This is a genomic window from Chelatococcus sp. KU-N122 (assembly GCF_055391085.1).
This window is the reverse complement of sequence record NZ_AP043981.1, coordinates 7,038,371-7,058,412: the sequence shown is the minus strand read 5'-3', so window position 1 is coordinate 7,058,412 and position 20,042 is coordinate 7,038,371. Positions and strand designations below refer to the sequence as shown.

At 69.2% G+C, this 20,042-nt stretch carries 15 protein-coding genes; 3 read left to right on the top strand and 12 right to left on the bottom strand.

Going from position 1 to position 20,042, the window contains the following annotated elements:
* The first annotated feature begins 95 nt into the window (after positions 1 to 95).
* Both ACZ5PO_RS31875 and ACZ5PO_RS31870 read left to right on the top strand, forming a co-directional pair.
* On the top strand, positions 96 to 6,014 hold the full coding sequence (locus tag ACZ5PO_RS31875; RefSeq protein ID WP_464186540.1) for a hypothetical protein: 5,919 nt from the start codon (positions 96 to 98) through the stop codon (positions 6,012 to 6,014).
* Between the two features lie 111 nt (positions 6,015 to 6,125).
* Entirely contained in the window at positions 6,126 to 6,401 is a 276-nt protein-coding gene (locus ACZ5PO_RS31870; protein ID WP_464186539.1) for a twin-arginine translocation signal domain-containing protein, read from the top strand.
* A 60-nt stretch (positions 6,402 to 6,461) separates the two neighbouring features.
* Here the strand turns inward: ACZ5PO_RS31870 and ACZ5PO_RS31865 are convergent, their stop codons facing one another.
* The 11 genes from ACZ5PO_RS31865 to ytfQ form a co-directional block, all read right to left on the bottom strand.
* Positions 6,462 to 6,854, bottom strand: a complete 393-nt coding sequence (locus ACZ5PO_RS31865; RefSeq protein ID WP_464186538.1) for a hypothetical protein — start codon at positions 6,852 to 6,854, stop codon at positions 6,462 to 6,464.
* 73 nt (positions 6,855 to 6,927) lie between these two features.
* Complete coding sequence (locus ACZ5PO_RS31860) at positions 6,928 to 7,857, bottom strand: SMP-30/gluconolactonase/LRE family protein (RefSeq protein ID WP_464186537.1); 930 nt, start codon at positions 7,855 to 7,857, stop codon at positions 6,928 to 6,930.
* A complete protein-coding gene (locus ACZ5PO_RS31855) occupies positions 7,844 to 9,649 on the bottom strand; it encodes an IlvD/Edd family dehydratase (RefSeq protein ID WP_464186536.1) in 1,806 nt (601 codons plus the stop codon). The genes ACZ5PO_RS31860 and ACZ5PO_RS31855 overlap by 14 nt, the downstream gene beginning before the upstream one ends.
* Positions 9,650 to 9,667: 18 nt before the next feature.
* Positions 9,668 to 10,738: an aldose epimerase family protein gene (locus ACZ5PO_RS31850; RefSeq protein ID WP_464186534.1), complete on the bottom strand. Its 1,071-nt coding sequence runs from the start codon at positions 10,736 to 10,738 to the stop codon at positions 9,668 to 9,670.
* Between the two features lie 8 nt (positions 10,739 to 10,746).
* Positions 10,747 to 11,679 carry a Gfo/Idh/MocA family protein gene (locus tag ACZ5PO_RS31845; RefSeq protein WP_464186533.1) on the bottom strand — a complete coding sequence of 311 codons (933 nt, stop codon included), beginning with the start codon at positions 11,677 to 11,679 and terminating at the stop codon, positions 10,747 to 10,749.
* A gap of 2 nt (positions 11,680 to 11,681) precedes the next feature.
* Positions 11,682 to 12,614: a dihydrodipicolinate synthase family protein gene (locus ACZ5PO_RS31840; protein WP_464186532.1), complete on the bottom strand. Its 933-nt coding sequence runs from the start codon at positions 12,612 to 12,614 to the stop codon at positions 11,682 to 11,684.
* A gap of 13 nt (positions 12,615 to 12,627) precedes the next feature.
* Positions 12,628 to 13,350 carry a FadR/GntR family transcriptional regulator gene (locus ACZ5PO_RS31835; protein WP_464186531.1) on the bottom strand — a complete coding sequence of 241 codons (723 nt, stop codon included), beginning with the start codon at positions 13,348 to 13,350 and terminating at the stop codon, positions 12,628 to 12,630.
* The gene (yjfF, locus tag ACZ5PO_RS31830) at positions 13,347 to 14,342 is read right to left on the bottom strand and encodes a galactofuranose ABC transporter, permease protein YjfF (RefSeq protein WP_464186530.1); all 996 of its coding nucleotides are present in this window, start codon (positions 14,340 to 14,342) and stop codon (positions 13,347 to 13,349) included. Before yjfF ends, ACZ5PO_RS31835 begins: the two co-directional genes overlap by 4 nt.
* Positions 14,339 to 15,322 (bottom strand): ABC transporter permease, encoded by a 984-nt coding sequence (locus ACZ5PO_RS31825; RefSeq protein WP_464186529.1) that lies wholly within the window; start codon positions 15,320 to 15,322, stop codon positions 14,339 to 14,341. Before ACZ5PO_RS31825 ends, yjfF begins: the two co-directional genes overlap by 4 nt.
* Positions 15,323 to 15,333: 11 nt before the next feature.
* Positions 15,334 to 16,902, bottom strand: coding sequence for a sugar ABC transporter ATP-binding protein (locus ACZ5PO_RS31820; protein WP_464186527.1), 1,569 nt, complete (start codon positions 16,900 to 16,902; stop codon positions 15,334 to 15,336).
* 67 nt (positions 16,903 to 16,969) lie between these two features.
* Positions 16,970 to 17,935 carry a galactofuranose ABC transporter, galactofuranose-binding protein YtfQ gene (gene ytfQ, locus ACZ5PO_RS31815; protein ID WP_464186525.1) on the bottom strand — a complete coding sequence of 322 codons (966 nt, stop codon included), beginning with the start codon at positions 17,933 to 17,935 and terminating at the stop codon, positions 16,970 to 16,972.
* A gap of 631 nt (positions 17,936 to 18,566) precedes the next feature.
* On the opposite strand from ytfQ, the gene ACZ5PO_RS31810 reads away from it, so the two are divergent.
* Positions 18,567 to 19,214, top strand: coding sequence for an L-2-amino-thiazoline-4-carboxylic acid hydrolase (locus ACZ5PO_RS31810; protein ID WP_464186524.1), 648 nt, complete (start codon positions 18,567 to 18,569; stop codon positions 19,212 to 19,214).
* 109 nt (positions 19,215 to 19,323) lie between these two features.
* On the opposite strand, the gene ACZ5PO_RS31805 is transcribed toward ACZ5PO_RS31810, so the two are convergent.
* Positions 19,324 to 20,031 (bottom strand): nitroreductase, encoded by a 708-nt coding sequence (locus ACZ5PO_RS31805; RefSeq protein WP_464186522.1) that lies wholly within the window; start codon positions 20,029 to 20,031, stop codon positions 19,324 to 19,326.
* Positions 20,032 to 20,042: the final 11 nt, after the last annotated feature.

Here is a 20,042-nt window from a genome sequence, read left to right as displayed (position 1 = left end):
TTATCAGCTTTGCCGCCTGACAAGCCACGCGCCGGCTTCGGCTAAAAATCGCAAGACCGGGGTGATCTCCGTCATATCGTGCCGAGGGGGGCGTCATGATATCCAGCACATCAGGCCGGCGCCGGCCACGCGTGCCGTCGCTGCTGCTCGCGACGACCGCCCTGAGCTCCGTAGTCGTGGCCGCTGCGGCGACACCGAGCCTGGCGCAGGCCGTCGCTCCCTGCGGCACGACGAACGGCCAGAACTGCTTCGTCTATTTCTACCCGGGCGTTGCCGATCATACCACCGGCGCCAGCAATCCCGACATCACCACGCCCTTTCCCGCTAGCGCGAGCTACGTCGGCACGGACGCCAACGGGGCGATCGGGATCACCATGCTCGGCGGCACGGGTGGAGATGCCAGGGGCGACGGCGACGCGGGCAGCCCTGGCGGCTATGCCGGCGGCATCTATGGCATCAACGTCGGTTCCGGCGTGACTGCGACCGGGATCGCCCCTGGCAGCGCGCTGGTCTCGTTCTTCAGCCAGGGCGGCACCGGCGGCTCAGGCTCGCAGAGCTCGTATGGCTCGGACAATACGGGCAATCCCGGGACCGGCGGCAACGCCGGCAATGTCATCGTGCAGAGCTTCAACGGCACGGTGGCAACGGCCCAAGGCGACACGTCCACGGTCGTTGCGCTGCGGCTGTGGAGCTGGGGCGGCACGGGTGGTCCGGGGACCGACGGCGGCTACGGCCACTATGCCTCCAACGGCGGCAACGGCGGCAACGGCGGCAACACCAGCCTGACCCTGGGCGGCAGCGTCACCAGCGCCAGCAACTGGTGGGGCGTGCAGGTATCGAGCTGGGGCGGCCAGGGGAGCAACGGGGCAAACGACATCACCGGCGCGGTCCAGATCATGGGCGGAGATGGTGGTACCGGCGGCAATGCCGGCAATGTCAGCATGACCCTGGCGAGCGGCGCAACGATCACGGCGGGCGCCGGCTACGGCCTGCTGCTGGAATCCTTCGGCGGCAATGGCGGCAACGGCGGCAATGCCTACAAGTGCAGCCCGACCAATCATGACTGCGGCACGGCCGACAGTGGCAGCGGCGGCAACGGCGGCAACGGCGGCACGGCCGGCACGATCACGGCCACGCTCAACGGCGCGATCACCATAGGCGGGGGCCCTGGCGTTATGGCCGTGTCCGCAGGCGGCAGTGGCGGTGCAGGCGGCACGGCCGACGGCTTTACCGGCGGCGGCGGCGGCGGCGGCACGGCAGCTCCCGGCGGTGCCGTCACGATCACCGGCAGCGGTGGGTCGATTTCAACCGCAGGTGCGGATTCGATCGCTGTCCTGGCGCAATCGCTCGGTGGCGGCGGCGGCGGCGGCGGCTCGGACAGCGGTGGCGGCTTCGCCGTGGGCGGCAACGGCAACAGCGGCGCCAGCGGCTCGACGGTGTCGGTCACGTTGGGCAACGCGATCAGGACGCTTGGCGACCGCTCCGCTGGCATCGTCGCGCAATCGATCGGCGGTGGCGGCGGCAACGGCGGCAATGCAACCGGCAGCACTGCGATCGTCAATTATCTGGTCGGCGGCTCCGGCGCCGGCGCCGGCAGCGGCGGTTCGGTGCTCGGCGGCAGTTCAGGCACCATCCAGACCAGCGGCCAGCACTCGTCCGGCATGGTGTACCAGAGCATTGGCGGTGGCGGCGGCGTCGGCGGATCGGCGATCGGCTACACCACGTCGGTCTTGTGGGGATCGGCCGTCACCATCGGCGGTACGGGCGGCGGCGGCGGCGACGGCAGCAATGTCGGCGATACCGCCGCCAACCGGATCGTCAACAGCGGCACGATCTTCACCACGGGCGCTGATTCCCACGGGATCCTGGCCCAGTCGATCGGCGGCGGCGGCGGTGTCGGCGGCGCCTCGGTCGCGCAAGCCTATACGATCGCGGTGAACTCAGACGACGATCCGCCGCTGGTCAACTTCTCGCTCGCCGCCGCTATTGGCGGCGCGGGCGGCACCGGCGGGGCGGGCGGCAACGTGTGGGCCGGCAACAGCGGCCTGATCGCCGTCTCGGGCGCCGGCTCGTCGGGCCTCGTTGCCCAGAGCATCTCCGGCGGCGGCGGCGCCGGCGGCGATTCCAAGGCGAGCTCGACGATCAACGGCCAGGGCTATTCCATCAACACGAGCCTCTCCATCGGCGGCAGTGGTGGCGGCTCGGACGCGGCGCAGACAGCGGACGCGGAGAATTCCGGCGTGATCATCGCTACCGGCGAGAGCGGCAGCGGCATTGTGGCTCAGTCGATCGGCGGCGGCGGCGGCGCCGGCGGCAGCGGCGACGGCAATGCGGTGTCGAAGGGAGGCAGCACCACCGGCAACACCTCCATCGGGCTCGGCGGCACCGGTGGTGGCGGCGGCAACGGTGGCACCGCCAACGCCACGAATACCGGCGGCATCCTGACCCTCGGCGACGCCGGCTACGGCCTGCTGGCGCAGTCGATCGGCGGCGGCGGCGGGGCTGGCGGAGGCGCTGCGGCCACCCAGTCGGGCGGCACCCTGGGCCTCGCCGTCAAGACCGGCGGCAGCGGTGGCAGCGGGGGCGCCGGGGGCAGCGTGACCGCGACCAACAGCGGTTCGATCGTCACCTTCGGCGCCGATGCGACGGCCATCTACGCTCAGTCCATTGGCGGCGGCGGCGGCGCCGGCGGCAAGGCGGGAAGCTCGCTCGGCGGCAAGACAACCGACAACGCCGGCGGCAACGGCAACGCCATCACAGGTCTCCAGAGCGGACTCAACCTCGGCGTCGGCGCCCTCGTGGATCAGAACGGCAACGTCAACTCCAACGCCGCCGCGCAGGTCGCCGGCAAGACCGACATCAACAGCCTGATCAGCATGGCCAATTCGCTCGTCGGCAGCGGTGGCACATCGACCGGCAACGTGGCGAACGACCTGGACAGCCTGTCGGAGGACGGCGGCGGTGCCACCGACGGCAGCGCCATCGGCAGCTTCAAGCTCACGATCGGGGTCGGTGGCAGCGGCGGAAGCGGCGGCAACGGCAACACTGTCACCGTGGCCAACAGCGGCCCGATCGGCACCGTCGGCCAGATGTCGGACGGTATCTGGGCGCAGTCGATCGGCGGCGGGGGCGGTTCTGCGGGCGCTGCCTCGGCCTCCACCGGTGGCCTCGATCCAACGTCGTCCTTCGGCGTCGGCGGAACCGGAGGAAGCGGCGGCAGCGGCGGCGTCGTCGATGTATCCAATACCGGCGGCAGCATCACCACCACCGGCGGGCTCGCCAACGGCATCGTCGCCCAATCGATCGGCGGCGGCGGCGGCAAGGGCGGCCTTTCCGGCGCGAAGACCGGGCTGCTGGGCGTGGCGATCTCGATCGGTGGTGACGGCGGTGCCACCGGCGCCGGTAATACCGTGACGGTCGACAACGGCGGCGGCACCATCCTGACCCAGAGCCATCGTTCGATCGGCATCGTGGCGCAGTCGATCGGTGGCGGCGGCGGCTTCGTCAAGACGCTGTCGACCGACACCAACACCGGCGGCGGCGCAGACCTCACCGGCGACACCTACCAGATCGGGCTCACCTTCGGCGGCTCGGCCGGCACCTGCCAGACGAGCGGCTGCGCCGACGGCGGCATGGTGAACGTGTTCAACGGCAGCACGCAGGGAGCCGCGAGCACGCAACCTGGCACCATCGCCACGGCAGGACGCGACGCCTATGGCATCGTCGCGCAGTCCATCGGCGGCGGCGGCGGCCTGCTCACCGGCGGAACGCCCACGGGAACCTCGTTCTTCGGCTCGGGCACGTTCGTGGGCAATGGCGGATCGGTCAACGTCGAGACGCTGGGCAGCATCACCACCAGTGGCGATGGCGCCATCGGCATCGTGGCGCAGTCGATCGGTGGCGGCGGCGGCTTCGGCGGCGACCCGGCGGCGGCCTCCAACCTCGTCGGCTTTACCGGTGGCGGCACCCGCATCGGCAACGGCGGGCCGGTCACGGTCACGGTGGACCAGGGCGGGTCGGTGGCGACGAGCGGCGTCAATGCTCCGGCGATCCTTGCCCAGAGCGTCGGCGGCGGCGGCGGCCGTGTCACCACGGCAGCGGGCGCCGTCAACGGCTGGTCGGGAGCGGGCGGCAGCGGCACCGGCGGCTTGGTCGACGTCAACGTCGATGGCACGGTGACGGCGACCGGGAGCGGCTCGCACGGAGTCTACGCCCAGAGCACCGGCACCAACGGCGCGGGCTCGGTGATCACGATCAACGTGGGCTCGGCGAACAACACAGCTGCCTCGGTCACGGGCGGCTCGGGCACCGCCGCCGGCATCTTCATCGACAGCGGCGCCGCCGGCACGACCGCCGGCTCCATCAATCTCGTCACCAACTACGGGACGATCTCGGCGGCCAGCGGCATCAGCGTCGCGAACACCGTGGGCAACGTCGACGTGGAGAACTACGGCACGATGGCCGGCGGCACCTCTCTCACCGCAGGCAGCATCGTCCACAACTACCCCCAGGGCACGTTCAACGCCACGAAGGCCGTCCATCTCGGCGGCAGCGGCCAGTTCGTCAACGACGGCAAGCTGATCGTCGGCGGCATCGGCCGGACGGCGACGGTGCAGCTCGACGGCAAGCTCACGCAGACCTCGACCGGCACCCTGGTGCTCGACGTCGATCATGTGGGCCGCACCGCCGACCTGCTGCACGTCACTCAGGCCGCCGTGATCGACGGCACCATCAAGGTCAACCCGCTGAGCCTGAGCAAGACGCCGGCGACGGTGCTGCAGGCGGACGGCGGACTGACGCTGGGTCCGAGCCTTGGCGCCAGCCCGCAGCTCGCCGGCAGCCATCTGTTCAGCTATGCGGCGAGCGTCGTCGGCTCGACCCTCCAGGTGGCGGCAAAGCCGCACCTGCAGGACGACAACGCCGTTCTTGGCGTGTCCCAGCAGGCGGCGGCGAACTATCTGCAGCGGGTTTGGGATACGGACGACGCCGGCCGCATGAGCGGCGCGTTCCTCAAGCTCGCCAATGCGGTGGGCGATACGGCGAGCTACGCCGGCGTGCTCGGTGGGTTGGCCGGCACCGCAGCCACGCGGGTCGGCGCGCTGCAGCCGCAGGCGAGCGTGGACTTCGTCGCCAACATGAACAACTGCCCGACGCTCGAGGGGCAGGGACCGGCCTGGCGCGAGCGCGATTGCGTGTGGGGCCGGGCGGGTGCGAGCCGCGCCAGCGTGGCCTCATCCGGCGGGCTCGCCGGCTTCGGCCAGAACCGTGCGGTGCTTCAGGTCGGCGGCCAGAAGGAGATCGCCGACGGCTGGTTCCTCGGCGGCTCGTTGGCCTACGGGTCGACCACGCAGTCGGCGGGCGGCGCCATCACCGACCTCGACGGCAACACAGGCGCCGCCGGCCTGGTGTTGAAGCGTGAGTGGGATCGCTGGCAGTTCGCGGTAGCGGTGGACGGCGGCTTCGGCCGCTACGACAGCTCGCGCTACCTCGGCGTCAACGGCGCGGCGGACATCACCAGCGCATCGTTCGGCGCGCAGTACGCCGGTCTGCATGGCCGCGTGGCCTATGCACTGCCGTTCGGCGATTGGTACCTCAAGCCCTCCATCGATGCTCACGCCATCTACGGCCATACTGACGGCTACACGGAGGTCGGCACGGCCCTGAACATGCGCGTCAAGGGCGAGGGTGCCGTCCGCTTCATGGTCGCGCCGATGCTGGAGGCCGGCACCCGGATCGCTCTCGGCACGGGCTCGACAGTGCGCCTCTATGCAGCGGCAGGCGCGCTGCTGGCCAGCGACAACGGGTGGACCGCGGATGCGAGCTTCGTCAACGCGCCCATCGGCGCCGGCAGCTTCCGGACGCAGACGGTCCTGCCCAGGCAGATGGCTCTGGTCAATGTCGGCGCCCAGGTGATGGACAGCGGCCCCTGGAGCGCGAAGCTCGAATACACGGGGGCCTACGGCGACGGTTACCAGTCGAACGCCGGCTCGCTGAAGGTCGAATACCGATTCTGAGCGATGCGACGGCCACAAGGCCGCTCGCCGCCCAATGTGGGCGCGTGGCCCCTGGCCCGATCAGCTCACCTCTCAGACGCCATACGATCAATCCATCAAAGGAGCACTCTCGTGAACATCGGTGACACGTCCCGGCGCGACTTCATCCGCCTTGCCGCTGTCGGCGCAGTGGCGACTTCCGCGCTCGCGGCGAGCGCGCCCGAAGCGGTCGCCTACCAAGGCAACATGGAGCGCGCCCTGGCTTCCCTCAGCGATGCGCTTGTCTCACTGCGCGAGGCCACGCCCGACAAGGGGGGACACCGGGTCAACGCCATGCAGCTGATCCAGCAGGCCATGGGCGAGGTTCAAGCCGGCATCGACTATGCCGCCCGGAAATTCGGCGATTGACCTGCGTCAGCCCCAGCAGTGCTGCGACGCAGTCCCCGTCGATCACGGCTTGCGAAGCGTCTAATTCGCCCGGACCGCCGGTTGCGGCTCGGGCGGTGCGGCGAATGCCTCGCTCAGCGCCTCGGTCTCCGACCTGGGCACGGCGAAACAGACGCTGAAGCCGTCCGGCGTGCGCAGTGTGATCATGCAGATGCCGGGGTCGGCCGACTGTTCGAGGTCCCACGAGCCCAAGGGAAATGTGTAGCGCAGGCTGGCATCGCGATAGCGCAGGCGCAGCGCCTTCTCGATCAGGCGGGGCAGCGTCATCGCCAGCGCGCCGATCTGGTCGACCGGCATGCGCAGATGGCTGGCGACGCCGGCACCGTCGATCAGCCCGAGCAGGATGTCGCGGCCGTCGTTGGTGACCTCGCAGGTGGTCAGGGCTCGGCTCTCGATCTCCAACGCACGCCTCACTCGCTATATTCGATCGTATATAACGATAGGACGCTTTCCCGCGCTTGTCACCTGCCGCATGCAATGCAGCCCATCATCCGCCTGCGAGCTGCACACGCGGTTGGGGCCTGCCGCGCACGCCGATGTCGAGGAGGAAGGTCTGGCCGTGATGCGGGTCAGCAGCGCGGGCCTCTTCGTCCATATCCTGCCAGGCGGAGGTGACGAGCACGAGGTCGAAGTCCGGACCGACGAAGATCGGGCAACTCGTCTGCCGGGCCGACGCGCGGACCGAGCGGATGAGCTGCCCTCCGGGCGAATAGGCGTTCAGCCGCGTGCCGCCCCAGACGGCGCACCAGATCACACCTTCGGCGTCGGTCACGGCACCGTCGATGCCGCCCTCGCCCATATGTGTGTGGAGAACGCTGGGCGCTTCGAGCGGCAAGCCCGTGGCGGGATCGAGCCTCACGCGGTTGAGCCGGTTCGTCGGCGTGTCGGCGAAGTAACCCCAGGCGCCGTCGGGGGAGAAGCAGATGGCATTGGGAATGGTGACGCCGGTGAAGAGCGTCGTCACGGTCCCGGCGTGAAAGGCGTAGATCGTTCCCGCACCGGGCTCCGCTCCGCGGCCCATCGTGCTGATCCAGAAGGTCCCGCTCGGATGCACCCGCGCATCGTTGGAGCGCGTTCGTGGATTATCCGCCTCCACGTCCGCGATCGGGTCGAGGTGTCCGGTGACGACGTCGCGGAGCACCAGGCCGCGCTCGGTCCACAGCAGCTGGCGGCGGTCGCCGCACGGCGCGAGCGCGCTCGCCATGACGGGCAGCACATGGACCTCGGGCGTCCCGCTGGCGAGCCGGCACTCGTAGAGCCGGCGCTCGACGATATCGAACCACCAGGCGGTGTCGGTCGCCGGGTCATAGCTCGGACCTTCGCCGAGATGACAACGCTCCTCGCATAGCAACGAGACCGGAACCGTCTCCGGGGTGGGAGACGCCGCGCCGGGAGCGCGACCGCTAGTGGTTGTCACGGGGTATCCCCTTGGTCTCGGCGATGCGCTGATAGCGCACGGCCGGCTCCAGCACCGCGCCCGTCTCGAGCTGACCCACGAGGCCGCGCTGGATCTCCTGCCAGGGCGTCTGGTGCGCCGGGTAGGCGTAGCCGCCCGCCGCCTCGAGGGCGCGCCGGCGCTCGGCCAGCTCGTCCTCGGGCACCAGCATGTCGGCCGTGCCGCGCGCGAGGTCGATGCGCACGCGATCGCCTGTGCGCAGCAGGGCGAGGCCGCCGCCGGCGGCGGCCTCCGGCGAGGCGTTGAGGATCGACGGTGAGCCCGACGTGCCGGACTGACGGCCGTCGCCGATGCAGGGCAGGGCGTGGATACCCGCCTTGATGAGGTGGGCCGGCGCGCGCATGTTCACCACCTCGGCCGCGCCGGGGTAGCCGACCGGCCCGGCGCCGCGCATGAACAGGATGGTGGTTTCGTCGACGGCGAGCGCAGGATCGTCAATGCGGGCGTGATAGTCCTCCGGGCCGTCGAACACCACGGCGCGGCCTTCGAACGCATCGGGATCGTCGGGGTTCGAGAGGTAGCGGGCGCGGAACTCCGGTGAGATCACGCTCGTCTTCATGACGGCGGACGAAAACAGGTTGCCGCGCAGCACACGGAAGCCGGCTTTCTCCTTGAGCGGGCGATCGTAGGGCCGGATGACCGCCTCGTCGGCGATGGCGGCGCCGCGGCAATTGTCGCCGATCGAACGGCCGTTGACGGTGAGGGCGCCCTCGCCGATGAGGCCCGCTCCCATGAGCTGGTTGACGACGGCCGGCACGCCGCCCGCGTGATAATAGTCCTCACCGAGATAGTCTCCGGCCGGCTGCAGGTTGACCAGCAGCGGGACGTCCTCGCCGTAGGTCTGCCAGTCGTCGATGGTGAGCTCGACGTCCATATGCCGGGCGAGCGCATTGAGATGGATCGGCGCATTGGTCGAGCCGCCAATGGCGGAGTTGACCCGGATGGCGTTGAGGAAGGCCTCGCGCGTGAGGATGTCGGAGGGCTTCAGGTCCTCGCGCACCATGTCGACGATGCGCAGCCCGGTGCGGTAGGCGATCTCCTGCCGGTCGCGGTAGGGGGCGGGGATCGCGGCCGACCCCGGGAGCTGCATGCCGAGCGCCTCCGCGAGCGAGTTCATCGTCGTGGCCGTGCCCATGGTGTTGCAGTAGCCGGTCGAGGGCGCCGACGAGGCGACCAGTCTGACGAAGCCCGCATAGTCGATCTCGCCGGTCGCCAGCAGCTCGCGCGCCTTCCACACGATGGTGCCGGATCCCGTCCGCTCGCCTTTGAACCAGCCGTTCAGCATCGGTCCGACCGACAGCGCGATGGCCGGGATGTTCACGGTCGCCGCGGCCATGAGGCAGGCCGGGGTGGTCTTGTCGCAGCCGATGGTGAGCACGACGCCGTCGAGCGGATAGCCGTAGAGCACCTCGACGAGACCGAGATAGGCGAGGTTGCGGTCGAGCCCCGCAGTCGGGCGCTTGCCGGTCTCCTGGATCGGGTGGACCGGGAATTCGATGGCGATGCCTCCGGCCTGACGGATCCCTTCGCGCACCCGCTTCGCCAGCTCGAGATGGTGGCGGTTGCAGGGCGACAGGTCGGACCCCGTCTGCGCGATGCCGATGATGGGCCGGCCGCTCTGCAGCTCCTCCTGGCTGAGCCCGAAATTGAGATAGCGCTCGAGATAGAGCGCCGTCATGTCGGCATTGGTCGGATTGTCGAACCAGGCCTTCGAGCGGAGCTGGCGACCTGTCTTCTGTACATTGTCGGGCATGGCGGCGCTCCCTGCGGTTCAGGCGACGGAGAAGCGATAGATGGAGACGTGCCGGTAAGTCCGACCGGGGTCGAGCCGGGCCGAGGGGAAGTCGGGCCGGTTTGGCGCATCGGGCCACGCCTGCGGTTCGAGGCAGAAGGCGTCCGACTGGCGATACAGCCGGCCGAACTTGCCCGCTGCCGAGCCGTCGAGAAAATTGCCGGAATAGAACTGGATGCCGGGCTGGTTGGTGAACAGCTCCATCACCCGGCCGGACAAGGTGTGCTCGACCCGGGCGGCGACGCGCGGCTTGGCGGTGTCGCCGTCGGCAAGGCAGAAGGTGTGGTCGTAGCCGCGCCCGAGCCGAAGCTGGTCGTGCGCCTCCCGGATGCGGGCCCCGATCAGTTCGCCGCTGCGGAAATCGAACGGCGTGCCGGCGACCGGCGCGGGCGGCCCGAGCGGAATGGCGTCCGCGTCGACCGGCAGGAACCGGTCGGCATGGAGCGTCAGGCGATGGCCGAGCGCGTCCACGTTCGTCTCGACGCCGGCAAGATTGAAGAAGCCGTGATGGGTCAGATTGACGATGGTCGGGCGGTCGGTCGTCGCCTCGAAGGTGATCGACAGCTCGCGCGGGCCGCTGAGCGCGTAGGTCACGCGGTTGTCGAGCGCCCCCGGATAGCCTTGCTCGCCGTCGGGGCTCGCGTAGGCCAGCCTGACCCAGGGCAGCGGGGCCTCGCCCATCGTCTCGATGCTCCACAGCTTCCGGTCGAAGCCTTCAGTCCCGCCGTGGAGGGAGTTCGGCCCGTCGTTGACGGGTACGTTATAGGCATTGCCGTCGAGAGCGAAGGTTCCGCCGGCGATGCGGTTGGCATAGCGCCCGATCGTTGCACCGAAGAAGCGGCGATCGCTGGCATAGGGCGCCAGCGTGTCGTGGCCGAGCACGACGTCCGCCAGCCTCCCGCCCCGGTCGGGCACGTAGAGCGCCTGCACCGCGGCGCCGTAGGTGATCAGCGCGACCTCGAAGCCATCCGCGCCGAGAAGCCGGACACGCTCGACCTGTCGTCCGTCGGGCAGGGTGCCGAAGATCTCGCGCAGAAGGCCGGCCGGCATGGCGGAGCTCATGGCCAGGACTCGAAAGGCTCGACGTCGCGGCGTCGGCCGAGCAGGAACGCGTCGGCCACCAGGGCCAGAGGCGCGAGGTCGACATCCGAGGCGCCGCATCCGATCAGCTCGACGAAGCGCCTGTAGATGCCCTCGTACTCCGTCTCCTTCTCGTCGATGAGCGTCTGGCCGTCGTGAACCAGCTTGGCGCCACCGGAGGAGAGGGTGAGACGTCCGGAGTCCGTCTCGACGTGGATGTCCCACGTCTGCGGGCCGGTTTGCAGGAAGTCGAACTCCGCCCGGATGGGCACGCCCGCCGTGTCGGCGAGGTCGAGCTTGGCGGCGATCGGCGCATCACGGTTCGCAGGGAAGGCGAGGCGCGCCCGGACGACGAAGACCGGGCGGGGAAGGATGCGCGTCAGGATCGACAAGGCGTTGATGCCGGGATCGAAGACGCCGAGCCCGCCCGGCTCCCAGATCCATTGCTGACCGGGATGCCAGACACGCACGTCCTCCTTCCAGGCGATCGTCACCGATCTCGCCGCATGCCGCGCCAGGAAGGCCCGCGCTGGCTCGACGGCCGGTGCGAAGCGCGAATGCCAGGTGGCGAAGAGCGTCTTGCCGTTCGCTTCGGCGGCGGCGACGAGCGGGGCAAGCTCGCTTACGGTCGCGCCGGGCGGCTTCTCCAGCAGCACGTGCAGGCCGGCATCCAGGGCGGCGGCGGCTTGGGCGCGGCGCGCCTGCGGCGGGGTGCAGAGCGCCACCGCGTCGATCTCAGGTTCGCGCGCGATGAGTTCGTCGAGGGTCGCCGCATGCACGATGCCATCGAGGGCCGCGTTGCGGCTGGCGACTGCTGCGAGCACGATGCCAGGCGTTGCTGCGACGGCGGGGATGTGCTGGTCGCGGGCGATCTTGCCGAGGCCGACGATGGCGAGGCGGATCGGGCTCATTCTTACCACCCCCAGTGCAGCACGAGCGGATCGAGACGGCGCGCGATCTCGACCAGCCCGGCGCGTGTGGCGGGATGCAGGGCCGGCAGTGGGGCTCGAAGGGTCTCGTGGGCGATGACCCCGCCCTCCTTCATCAGCGCCTTGCAGGCGGCGAGCCCGCATTGCCGGTTCTCGTAATTGATGAGGGGCAGCCAGCGCTGATAGGCGTCCATCGCGGCCTCGCGCTTCCCGGCGACATACGGGTCGATGATCTGCCGGATGCCGTCAGGATAGCCGCCTCCGGTCATGGCGCCGGTGGCACCCGCGTCGAGGTCGGCCATGAGGGTGATGGCCTCCTCCCCGTCCCACGGCCCTTCGATGGCGCCGCCGCCCTGCTCGATCAGGGCGCGCAGCTTGGCGGCGGCCTGCGGCACCTCGATCTTGAAATAGGCGAGGTTGTCGATCTCCTGCGCCATGCGCGCGAGGAAGGGCACCGAGAGCGGGGTGCCGGCCACCGGCGCGTCCTGCACCATGATCGGGATCGAGATGGCCTCGGAGACGGCCCGGTAGAAATCGTAGATGGCGCTCTCCGGCACCCGGAAGGTGGCGCCGTGGTAGGGCGGCATGACCATGACCATGGCTGCGCCCAGGCCTTGTGCCCGACGCGAGCGCTCCACGCACACATGGGTGGCGAAATGCGTGGTGGTGACGATCACCGGCACCCGCCCGGCGACGTATTCCAGCACGGTGGTCATGACGAGGTCGCGCTCCTCGTCGGTGAGCACGAACTGTTCCGAGAAATTGGCGAGGATGCACAGCCCGTGCGAGCCGGCGTCGATCATGAAGTCGACGGCACGTCTCTGGCCCTCGAGGTCGAGCCGGCCGTCCGCGTCGAATACCGTCGGCACGACCGGAAAGACCCCTCTGTAAGGTCGGGCAGTGAGCGAGCTCGGCATCGGATCTCCCTCCTCAGCCCGCCGCGCCGTGCCGGCGCAGGCCGTTGTGGATCACGTCGATCATCGCCGCGCTCGCGGCCTCGTCGTCTCCGGCGGCGATGGCCTCGACGATGCGGCCATGGGCGTTGACGGTGATGGCATGCTCGCGCGCGTCGGATGGGGCGCTGAGCAGGAACGAGGCGCGCAGCGCGGCCTCGATGACCGCGCCGATCGAGCGCATGAAGGGGTTGCCCGAGGCCGCCGCCACCGCGACGTGCAGGGCGAGATCGGCTGTGGCGAACGCGTCGGAGGCGCCGGGCTCGTCCTTCATGCGAGCGACCGCCTTGCGCATGACCCCGAGGTCGGCCTCGCTCCGCCGTGCGGCCGCGAGCGCGGCGGCCCGCGGCTCCACCGCGAGGCGGATTTCAGCGAGATCGCGCAGGAAGCGCGTGTCGATGCCTGCATCGAGGTGCCAGGCGAGCACGTCCGGATCGAACATGTTCCAGGCGGCGCGCTCGCGCACCACGGTACCGACGCGCGCCTTGGTGCTGAGCAGGCCCTTGGCGACCAGCGTCTTCACGCTCTCGCGCAGCACCGGGCGGGAGACGCCGAAGAGCAGCGTGAGCTCCGCGTCGCCCGGCAGCTTGGCGCCTTCCGGGTAGCGTCCGGCGATGATGTCGATGCCGATGGTGCGCGCCACCTCCGCGTGGTTGGAATGCGCGCGGCGTGCGGGAATGACGATGACCTGCGGTGTCATGGCAGCGCAACTCCTGCGGGACGCAGGCGCGGGCGGCGCGCCACGTGGAGCGTGATCTGCTGGAAGGCGATGAAGGCCAACAGCAGGAGGCCGGTGGCGATCTTGGCCCACCAGCTCGACAGTGAGCCGTCGAAGCTGATGTAGGTCTGGATCAGCCCTTGGATCAGCACGCCGAGGAACGAGCCGATGACGAAGCCGTAGCCGCCCGAGAGCAGCGTGCCGCCGATCACCACCGCCGCGATGGCGTCGAGCTCGACGCCCACGGCCGACAGCGAATAGCCGCTGGACGTGTAGAGCGAGAAGACGATGCCGGAGAGCCCGGCCAGCACGCTGGAGAGCGTGTAGATCAATACGGTGGTCCGCGCGACGTTGATCCCCATGAGCGCCGTCGCGGCGCGGCTGCCGCCGAGCGCGTAGACATTGGCGCCGAAGCGGGTGAGGTGCAGCAGCACCATGCCGGCCGCGACGACGGCCAGCATGATCATCGCCGGCACCGTGAGACGGGCGCCTCCCGCGAGGCGGATCGCATGATCGGAGAGGTGGGCATAGAGATCGGCCGTGATCGGGATCGACTCCGTGGAGAGCAGGAAGCTCGCCCCGCGCGCCAGGAACATGCCGGCCAGCGTAACGATGAAGGGCGGCAGGTCGAAGTACTGGATGACCGCGCCCATCAGCGCGCCGAAGGCGGCGCACAGGGCGAGGATAGCCACGAAGGCGACGAGCGGCGGCACGCCCCAGCGCTCCATGGCCAGGGCGAGAAACACCGTCGTGAAGCCGATCACCGAGCCCACCGACAAGTCGATGCCGCCGGAGATGATGACGAAGGTCATGCCGACCGTGACGATGCCGAGGAAGGCGTTGTCGGTCAGCAGGTTCATCACCACCCTGAGCGAGGCGAAGTTCGGGTAGGCGAGCGTGCAGAACAGAAAGCCGAGGAGGAATACGGCGGCCGTGGCAAAGACCGGCATCAGCCGGCCGGACTGGCGTGTCATGGGCGGCTCCTGCGGAAGAAGATGCCGAGGCCGGACAGACGTGGCGATTGCGCGAGCAGCACGGCGAGCACCACGACGGCCTTGACGACGAGATTGGTCTCGGGGCGGAAGCCGGAGAGCAGGATTCCGGTGTTGACGGCCTGGATGATGAGGGCCCCGACGACGGCCAGAACCACGCTGAAGCGTCCGCCGAACAACGAGGTTCCGCCGATCACCACCGCGAGGATCGCGTCGAGCTCGAGCCACAGGCCGGCGTTGTTGGCGTCCGCGCCGAGAATGTCGGCAGCCGCGACCACGCCGGCCAGCGCAGCGCACAGCCCGCTCCACATGTAGACGGCGACTGTGATGAGCCGCGTGCCGATCCCGGCCAGCGCGCTGGCGCGCGGATTGCCGCCGGTCGCCTCGATCATCAGGCCGAGCGCAGTGCCGCGGACGATGAGAAGCGTGAGCGCCAGCATGGCGAACGTCAGCACGACCGGCGTCGGCAGACCGAGCACCGAGCCCCCGCCGAGGAAGGCGAGGCCGGGGGAGGTGAAGGTGACGATGCGTCCCTCGGTGATGAGCTGGGCGATGCCGCGGCCCGCCACCATGAGAATCAGCGTCGCCACGATCGGCTGGATGCCGAAGGCTGCGACGAGCAGGCCGTTCCACAATCCGCACAGAAGACCCGTGCCGAGCGCCGCGGCGAGCACGACAGGCAAAGCGTGGCCATCGGCCAGGCTGGCTGCGATGGCGCCGCAGATGGCCATGACCGCTCCGACCGACAGGTCGATGCCACGCATGGCGATGACGAGAACCATGCCGATCGACAGCAGCGCCACCGGCGCGCCGCGATTGAGCACGTCGATGAGGCTGCCGAACAGCCGGCCGTCCTGCAGGCGGATGTCGAAGAACTGCGCCGACACCAGCCAGTTGGCGGACAGGATCAGCAGCAGCGCGACGATCTGCGAGGTCCCGGCGCGGGGCAGGCGGAGCAGCATCCCGTTCCCCCTTACGCGTGTCCGGTCGCGGCGGCGCCGGCGAGTGACCCGTCGGCGGCAATGGCGGCGAGGATGGCTTGCACGTTGACCTGCTCGCCCGTCAGGTGAGCCACATGGGCGCGGTCGCGCAGCACCACCACCTCGTCGGCGTAGGCGATGATCTCCTCCAGTTCGGACGAGACGACGAGCAGCGCCATGCCCTCTGCGCACAGGGAGCGGATCAGCGCGATGATCTCGGCGTGCGCGCCGACGTCGATGCCGCGGGTCGGCTCGTCGAGGATGAGCAGGCGCGGCGCCGTGGCGAGCCAGCGGGCGAGCAGGGCTTTCTGCTGGTTGCCGCCGGACATGAGCCTGATCGGCCGTTCCGGGTCCGGCGGGCGGATGTCGAGCAGCCGGATGAAGCGGCGAGCGATCTCGTCCTGCTCGCGGCGCGACATCGGATTGGTCACGCCACGCCTGGCCTGCAGCGCCAGGACGATGTTCTCCCGCACGGTCAAATCGGCGACGATGCCCTCGGTCTTGCGCTCCTCCGGGCAATAGCCGAAGCCGAGCCGCATGGCTTCGCGGGGCGAGCCGATGGCGACCTCCGTCCCGCCCACGGCGGCGGTGCCGCAGTCGGCGCGCTCCGCGCCGAAGACGAGGCGGACCGTCTCGGTGCGGCCGGAGCCGAGCAGGCCGGCGAGGCCGACGACGTGGCCTGGCCGCAGCGCGAGATCGAAGGGCGCGACGAGGCCCGCTTTGCCGTAGCCCTCGAAGGCGGCGATGGGCGCAACCCTGGCCGTCGGGGGCAGCTGTGGTCCCTGTGCGGTCGCCGCGCTCAGTTCGCGCCCGAGCATCAGGCGCACGAGATCGAGGCGGGGCAGGTCGGCAACGCGCGCCGTGCCCGCGAGGCGGCCGTTGCGCAGCACCGTGATGCGGTCGCAGATCGCGTAGACCTGGTCGAGGAAATGGGTGACGAAGACGATACCGATCCGGCGCATAGCGAGCTGGCGCATGACGCTGAAGAGGATCTCGACCTCGTGGGCGTCGAGGCTGGCCGTCGGCTCGTCGAGAATGAGCACACGGGCGGACTGATCGACGGCACGGGCGATGGCGACGATATGCTGGATCGCGACCGAATAGCTCTCGAGCGGTGCCGCGACGTCGATGGACAGGCCGAACTCTGTGAGCAGCACTTCGGCGCGCCGTCGCATCTCGCGCTCGCGCACCAGCCCAAGGCGGGTCGGCTGGCGGCCGAGGAACAGGTTCTGGGCGACCGACAGGTTCGGCGCCAGATTGACCTCCTGATAGACCGTGGCAATGCCGGCCTTCGTCGCCCCCGCGGCCGAACGGGGCGCGATCTCCTCGCCTTCCAGACGCATGGTGCCGGCATCGCGGGTGACGACGCCCGTCATGGCCTTGATGAGGGTGGACTTGCCCGCGCCGTTCTCGCCGAGCAGGGCGTGGATCTCCCCGTGCCACAGCGTGAAATCGACGTGGTCGAGCGCGACGACGCCTGCGAACGACTTGGAGAAGCCGCGCACGTCGAGCAGCGCGGCCGCGTCGGCCGACGAATGGGCCGGTGTCTCAACTGGGCTCATGGCGATCTCGGCGTTGGCATGCGGACCACCGGGGGAGCGGGCGCCGGGGGCGCCCGCAGCTCCGGCCTCAATAACCGAGGTCCTTCTTGCCGTTGTAGATCGCCTGGGGGTTGTCCGCTGCCGTATAGAGCTTGGAGTCCGTCTGGATCCACTTTGGCGGCACCGTGCCCTTCGTCTTGTAGGCGACGATGGCATCGAAGGCGGGGCCGGCCATGTTCGGGGTCAGCTCGACGGTGGCGTTGGCTTCGCCGGCCACCATGGCCTTGAAGATATCCGGCACCGCGTCGATGGAGACGGTGAGGATGTCCGACCCCGGCTTGAGGCCGGCTTCCTTCATCGCCTGGATCGCGCCGACCATCATGTCGTCGTTGTGGGCGTAGACGGCGCAGATGTCCTTGCCGCCGCCTTCGGCCTTGATGAAGCTCTCCATCACCTCCTTGCCCTTGGCGCGGGTGAAGTCGCCGGTCTGGCTGCGCACGATCTTGATGTTCGCGGCGTGGGCGATGCCGTCTTCGAAGCCTTTCTTGCGATTGGTCGCGACGCTGGCGCCGACGGTTCCCTGCAGCTCGACGACCTTGCACGGCTTGGAGCCGACGCTCTTGACCAGCCATTCGCCGGCGACGCGACCTTCTTGGACGCTGTCGGACGTCACCGCCGTCAGATAGAGGTCCTTGCCGGAGGGATCGATGTCGCGATCGAGGAGCACGACCGGGATCTGCGCCTCCTTGGCCTCCTTGAGCACGGCATCCCAGCCGGCGGCGACGACGGGAGCGAGGAAGATCGCGTCCACGCCCTGAGCGATGAAAGAGCGGATCGCCTTGATCTGGTTCTCCTGCTTCTGCTGAGCATCGGCGATCTTGAAGTTGATTTTGCGCTTCCCGGCCTCCGCCTTCGACACGGTGGTCTCCGCCGCGCGCCAGCCCGACTCCGAGCCGATTTGCGAGAAGCCGATGGTGAGGTCGGCCGCCCGTGCGCCAGCCGGGCCGAGCGCGCCCGACAAGGCGATCGCAAGCAACAAGGCCTTGAGATTCATTGGCGTTTCTCCCTTGGGATCCTGCCGCCGCGCCGCTCGCGGGCGCTTGCCGGCAAGCCCTTTATGCCACAGGGAGATGCGGCTTAATAGTCATACTATTTGACTTTTTGTGGAGTCGTATAGCCATCCCGGGAACCTCCATCGGTCCCGGACGACGCGCGTCGGCAGCCCGCAGGGCGCCTCAGCTGCCGAGGCTGCGATAGGTACAGATGGTACCCCGGTCTTCGTAGCCTGCCGGGCACGACTGGACGCATGCGCCAGCCGCGAACTTCAACCCGCGGGGACAGTAGGACGAGATCGGGCTGGCATAGGCCGATCCATCGGCCAGCGCCAATAGCATCAAGGCCGCACCGGAAGCTTTCGCCGAACCGGCGATGCTCCGGCGGAATATCCGTCGCCGCACGAGCGTGTCTCCAAGGTAAACAGTCATGGCGCCAGCCTCATCTATTGGTCGATCGATAGGGTCCGCGATCGGCGCAACATGCGGCCGCTCGATCGACTTGTGATGACATACGTGGGTATTATCCGCGGCCGCGAACGATCGCACACGAGAACGTGTCAGCGTCGGCGCCCATTCCGCGCCCACGATCAGCGATCTGCGCAACCCGCGTACAGCCATTGAGGAGGCCGCATGAGCGCATTCCTGGGTGGGGAGATCGAGCGGCAGATCGCGGATCTGGTGGCCGTGGTGCGCACCGCAGCGCCGGAGGTCGATGCCGAGCGGCTGGCCCGGCGGGTGCGCGACGGATACGACGCCGCCTACCGCGGCAACCTGCATCGGCAGCGGACCGAGCAGGATGCCTTCCTGCTGTCGCTCTGCTCTGCCGTGCTCGCCTGCTGGCGGGCGCTGCGCGAGGACGTGGGCTCGGACGAGCGAGCGCTGGCTATCCTGCGGCAGAGCTTCGTCGAGCCGCGGCGCCCGCACGTGCGGGAGTGGCTGGCCAGCCGCATGAAGATTACCCGCGAGGACGCCGGGCACGCCTTCGAGCGCGCCGCCGAGAATTTCAAGTCCGGCGGCGAAGTCGTGTTTGGCGAGAGCTTCGTCTACACCCAGGAGGTGCAGGACGACGAGCGCAGCTTCATCAATGTGGAGCGCTGCTTCTTCAACGACTTCTTCCGCGGCAATGGCGCGCCGCAGGTGACGCCGGTGTTCTGCGCGCTGGATACGGTGTGGGCCGACGAACTCAACGACGGTCCCTACAACGTCAGCTTCGAGCGGCCGTCGGTGCTCTCCGGCGGTGCCGACAAGTGCCGCTTCCAGTTCCGCCGGAGGGCGTGAGCGGAGGCTAGAGCATCTCCGCGTTTCCCTGAATCGCGGAAATGCTCTAGCTGTTTGTTTTATCGCATTTTCTTCACGCGAACCCGTGTCCACTTCGCTTGAAAATGCTCTAGTCCCCCGCCCAGGTCACCACCTCGGGTAGCTTGGCCCGGGTGGTGCGGAAGCTGTTGGCGGGGTGCTCCTCGTCGGGGTAGCCGAACGAGATGCCGCACACCACCTGGCGATCGTCCGGCAGCGCGAAGTACGACCGGATGAAGGGCGAGTGGGAAGCAAGCGCCGCCTGGGGGATCGTCGCCACGCCGACGCTGGTGGCCGCCAGGCAGAAGTTGCTGACGTAGGCGCCGCAGTCGACCGCGCCGTAGGGGCCGAGCGCCTCGTCGGACGTGACGATGGCCACATGCGGCGCCCCGAACAGGCGAAAGTTCTCCATGGCCTGCGCCGCCGAAGCGACGCGGTCACCGCGGGCGATGCCGACGCTCTCATACAGGGCGAAGCCGCATTCGCGCCGGCGGTCGAGGTAGACGCCGCGATACTCGCGCGGCGCCGGGATGTCCGACCGCGGCGGGTTGGACGAGGCATAGTCGAACAGGGCCGTGCGGAAACGGTCGGTCTCCGCGCCGGAGGTGATGATCAGCTTCCAGGGCTGGGCATTGCACCACGACGCCGTTCGCTGGGACAGGGTGAGGATGCGCTCGATGACCTCGCGCGCCACCGGCTCGGTGCGATAGCCGCGGCAGCTGTACCGGCGGTTGAGCAGGCCCTCGAGGGCTTCCGTCTCGCCGGATCCGGTCCGCGCGTTACCCCAAGCAGCATCCATTCCTCGTCTCC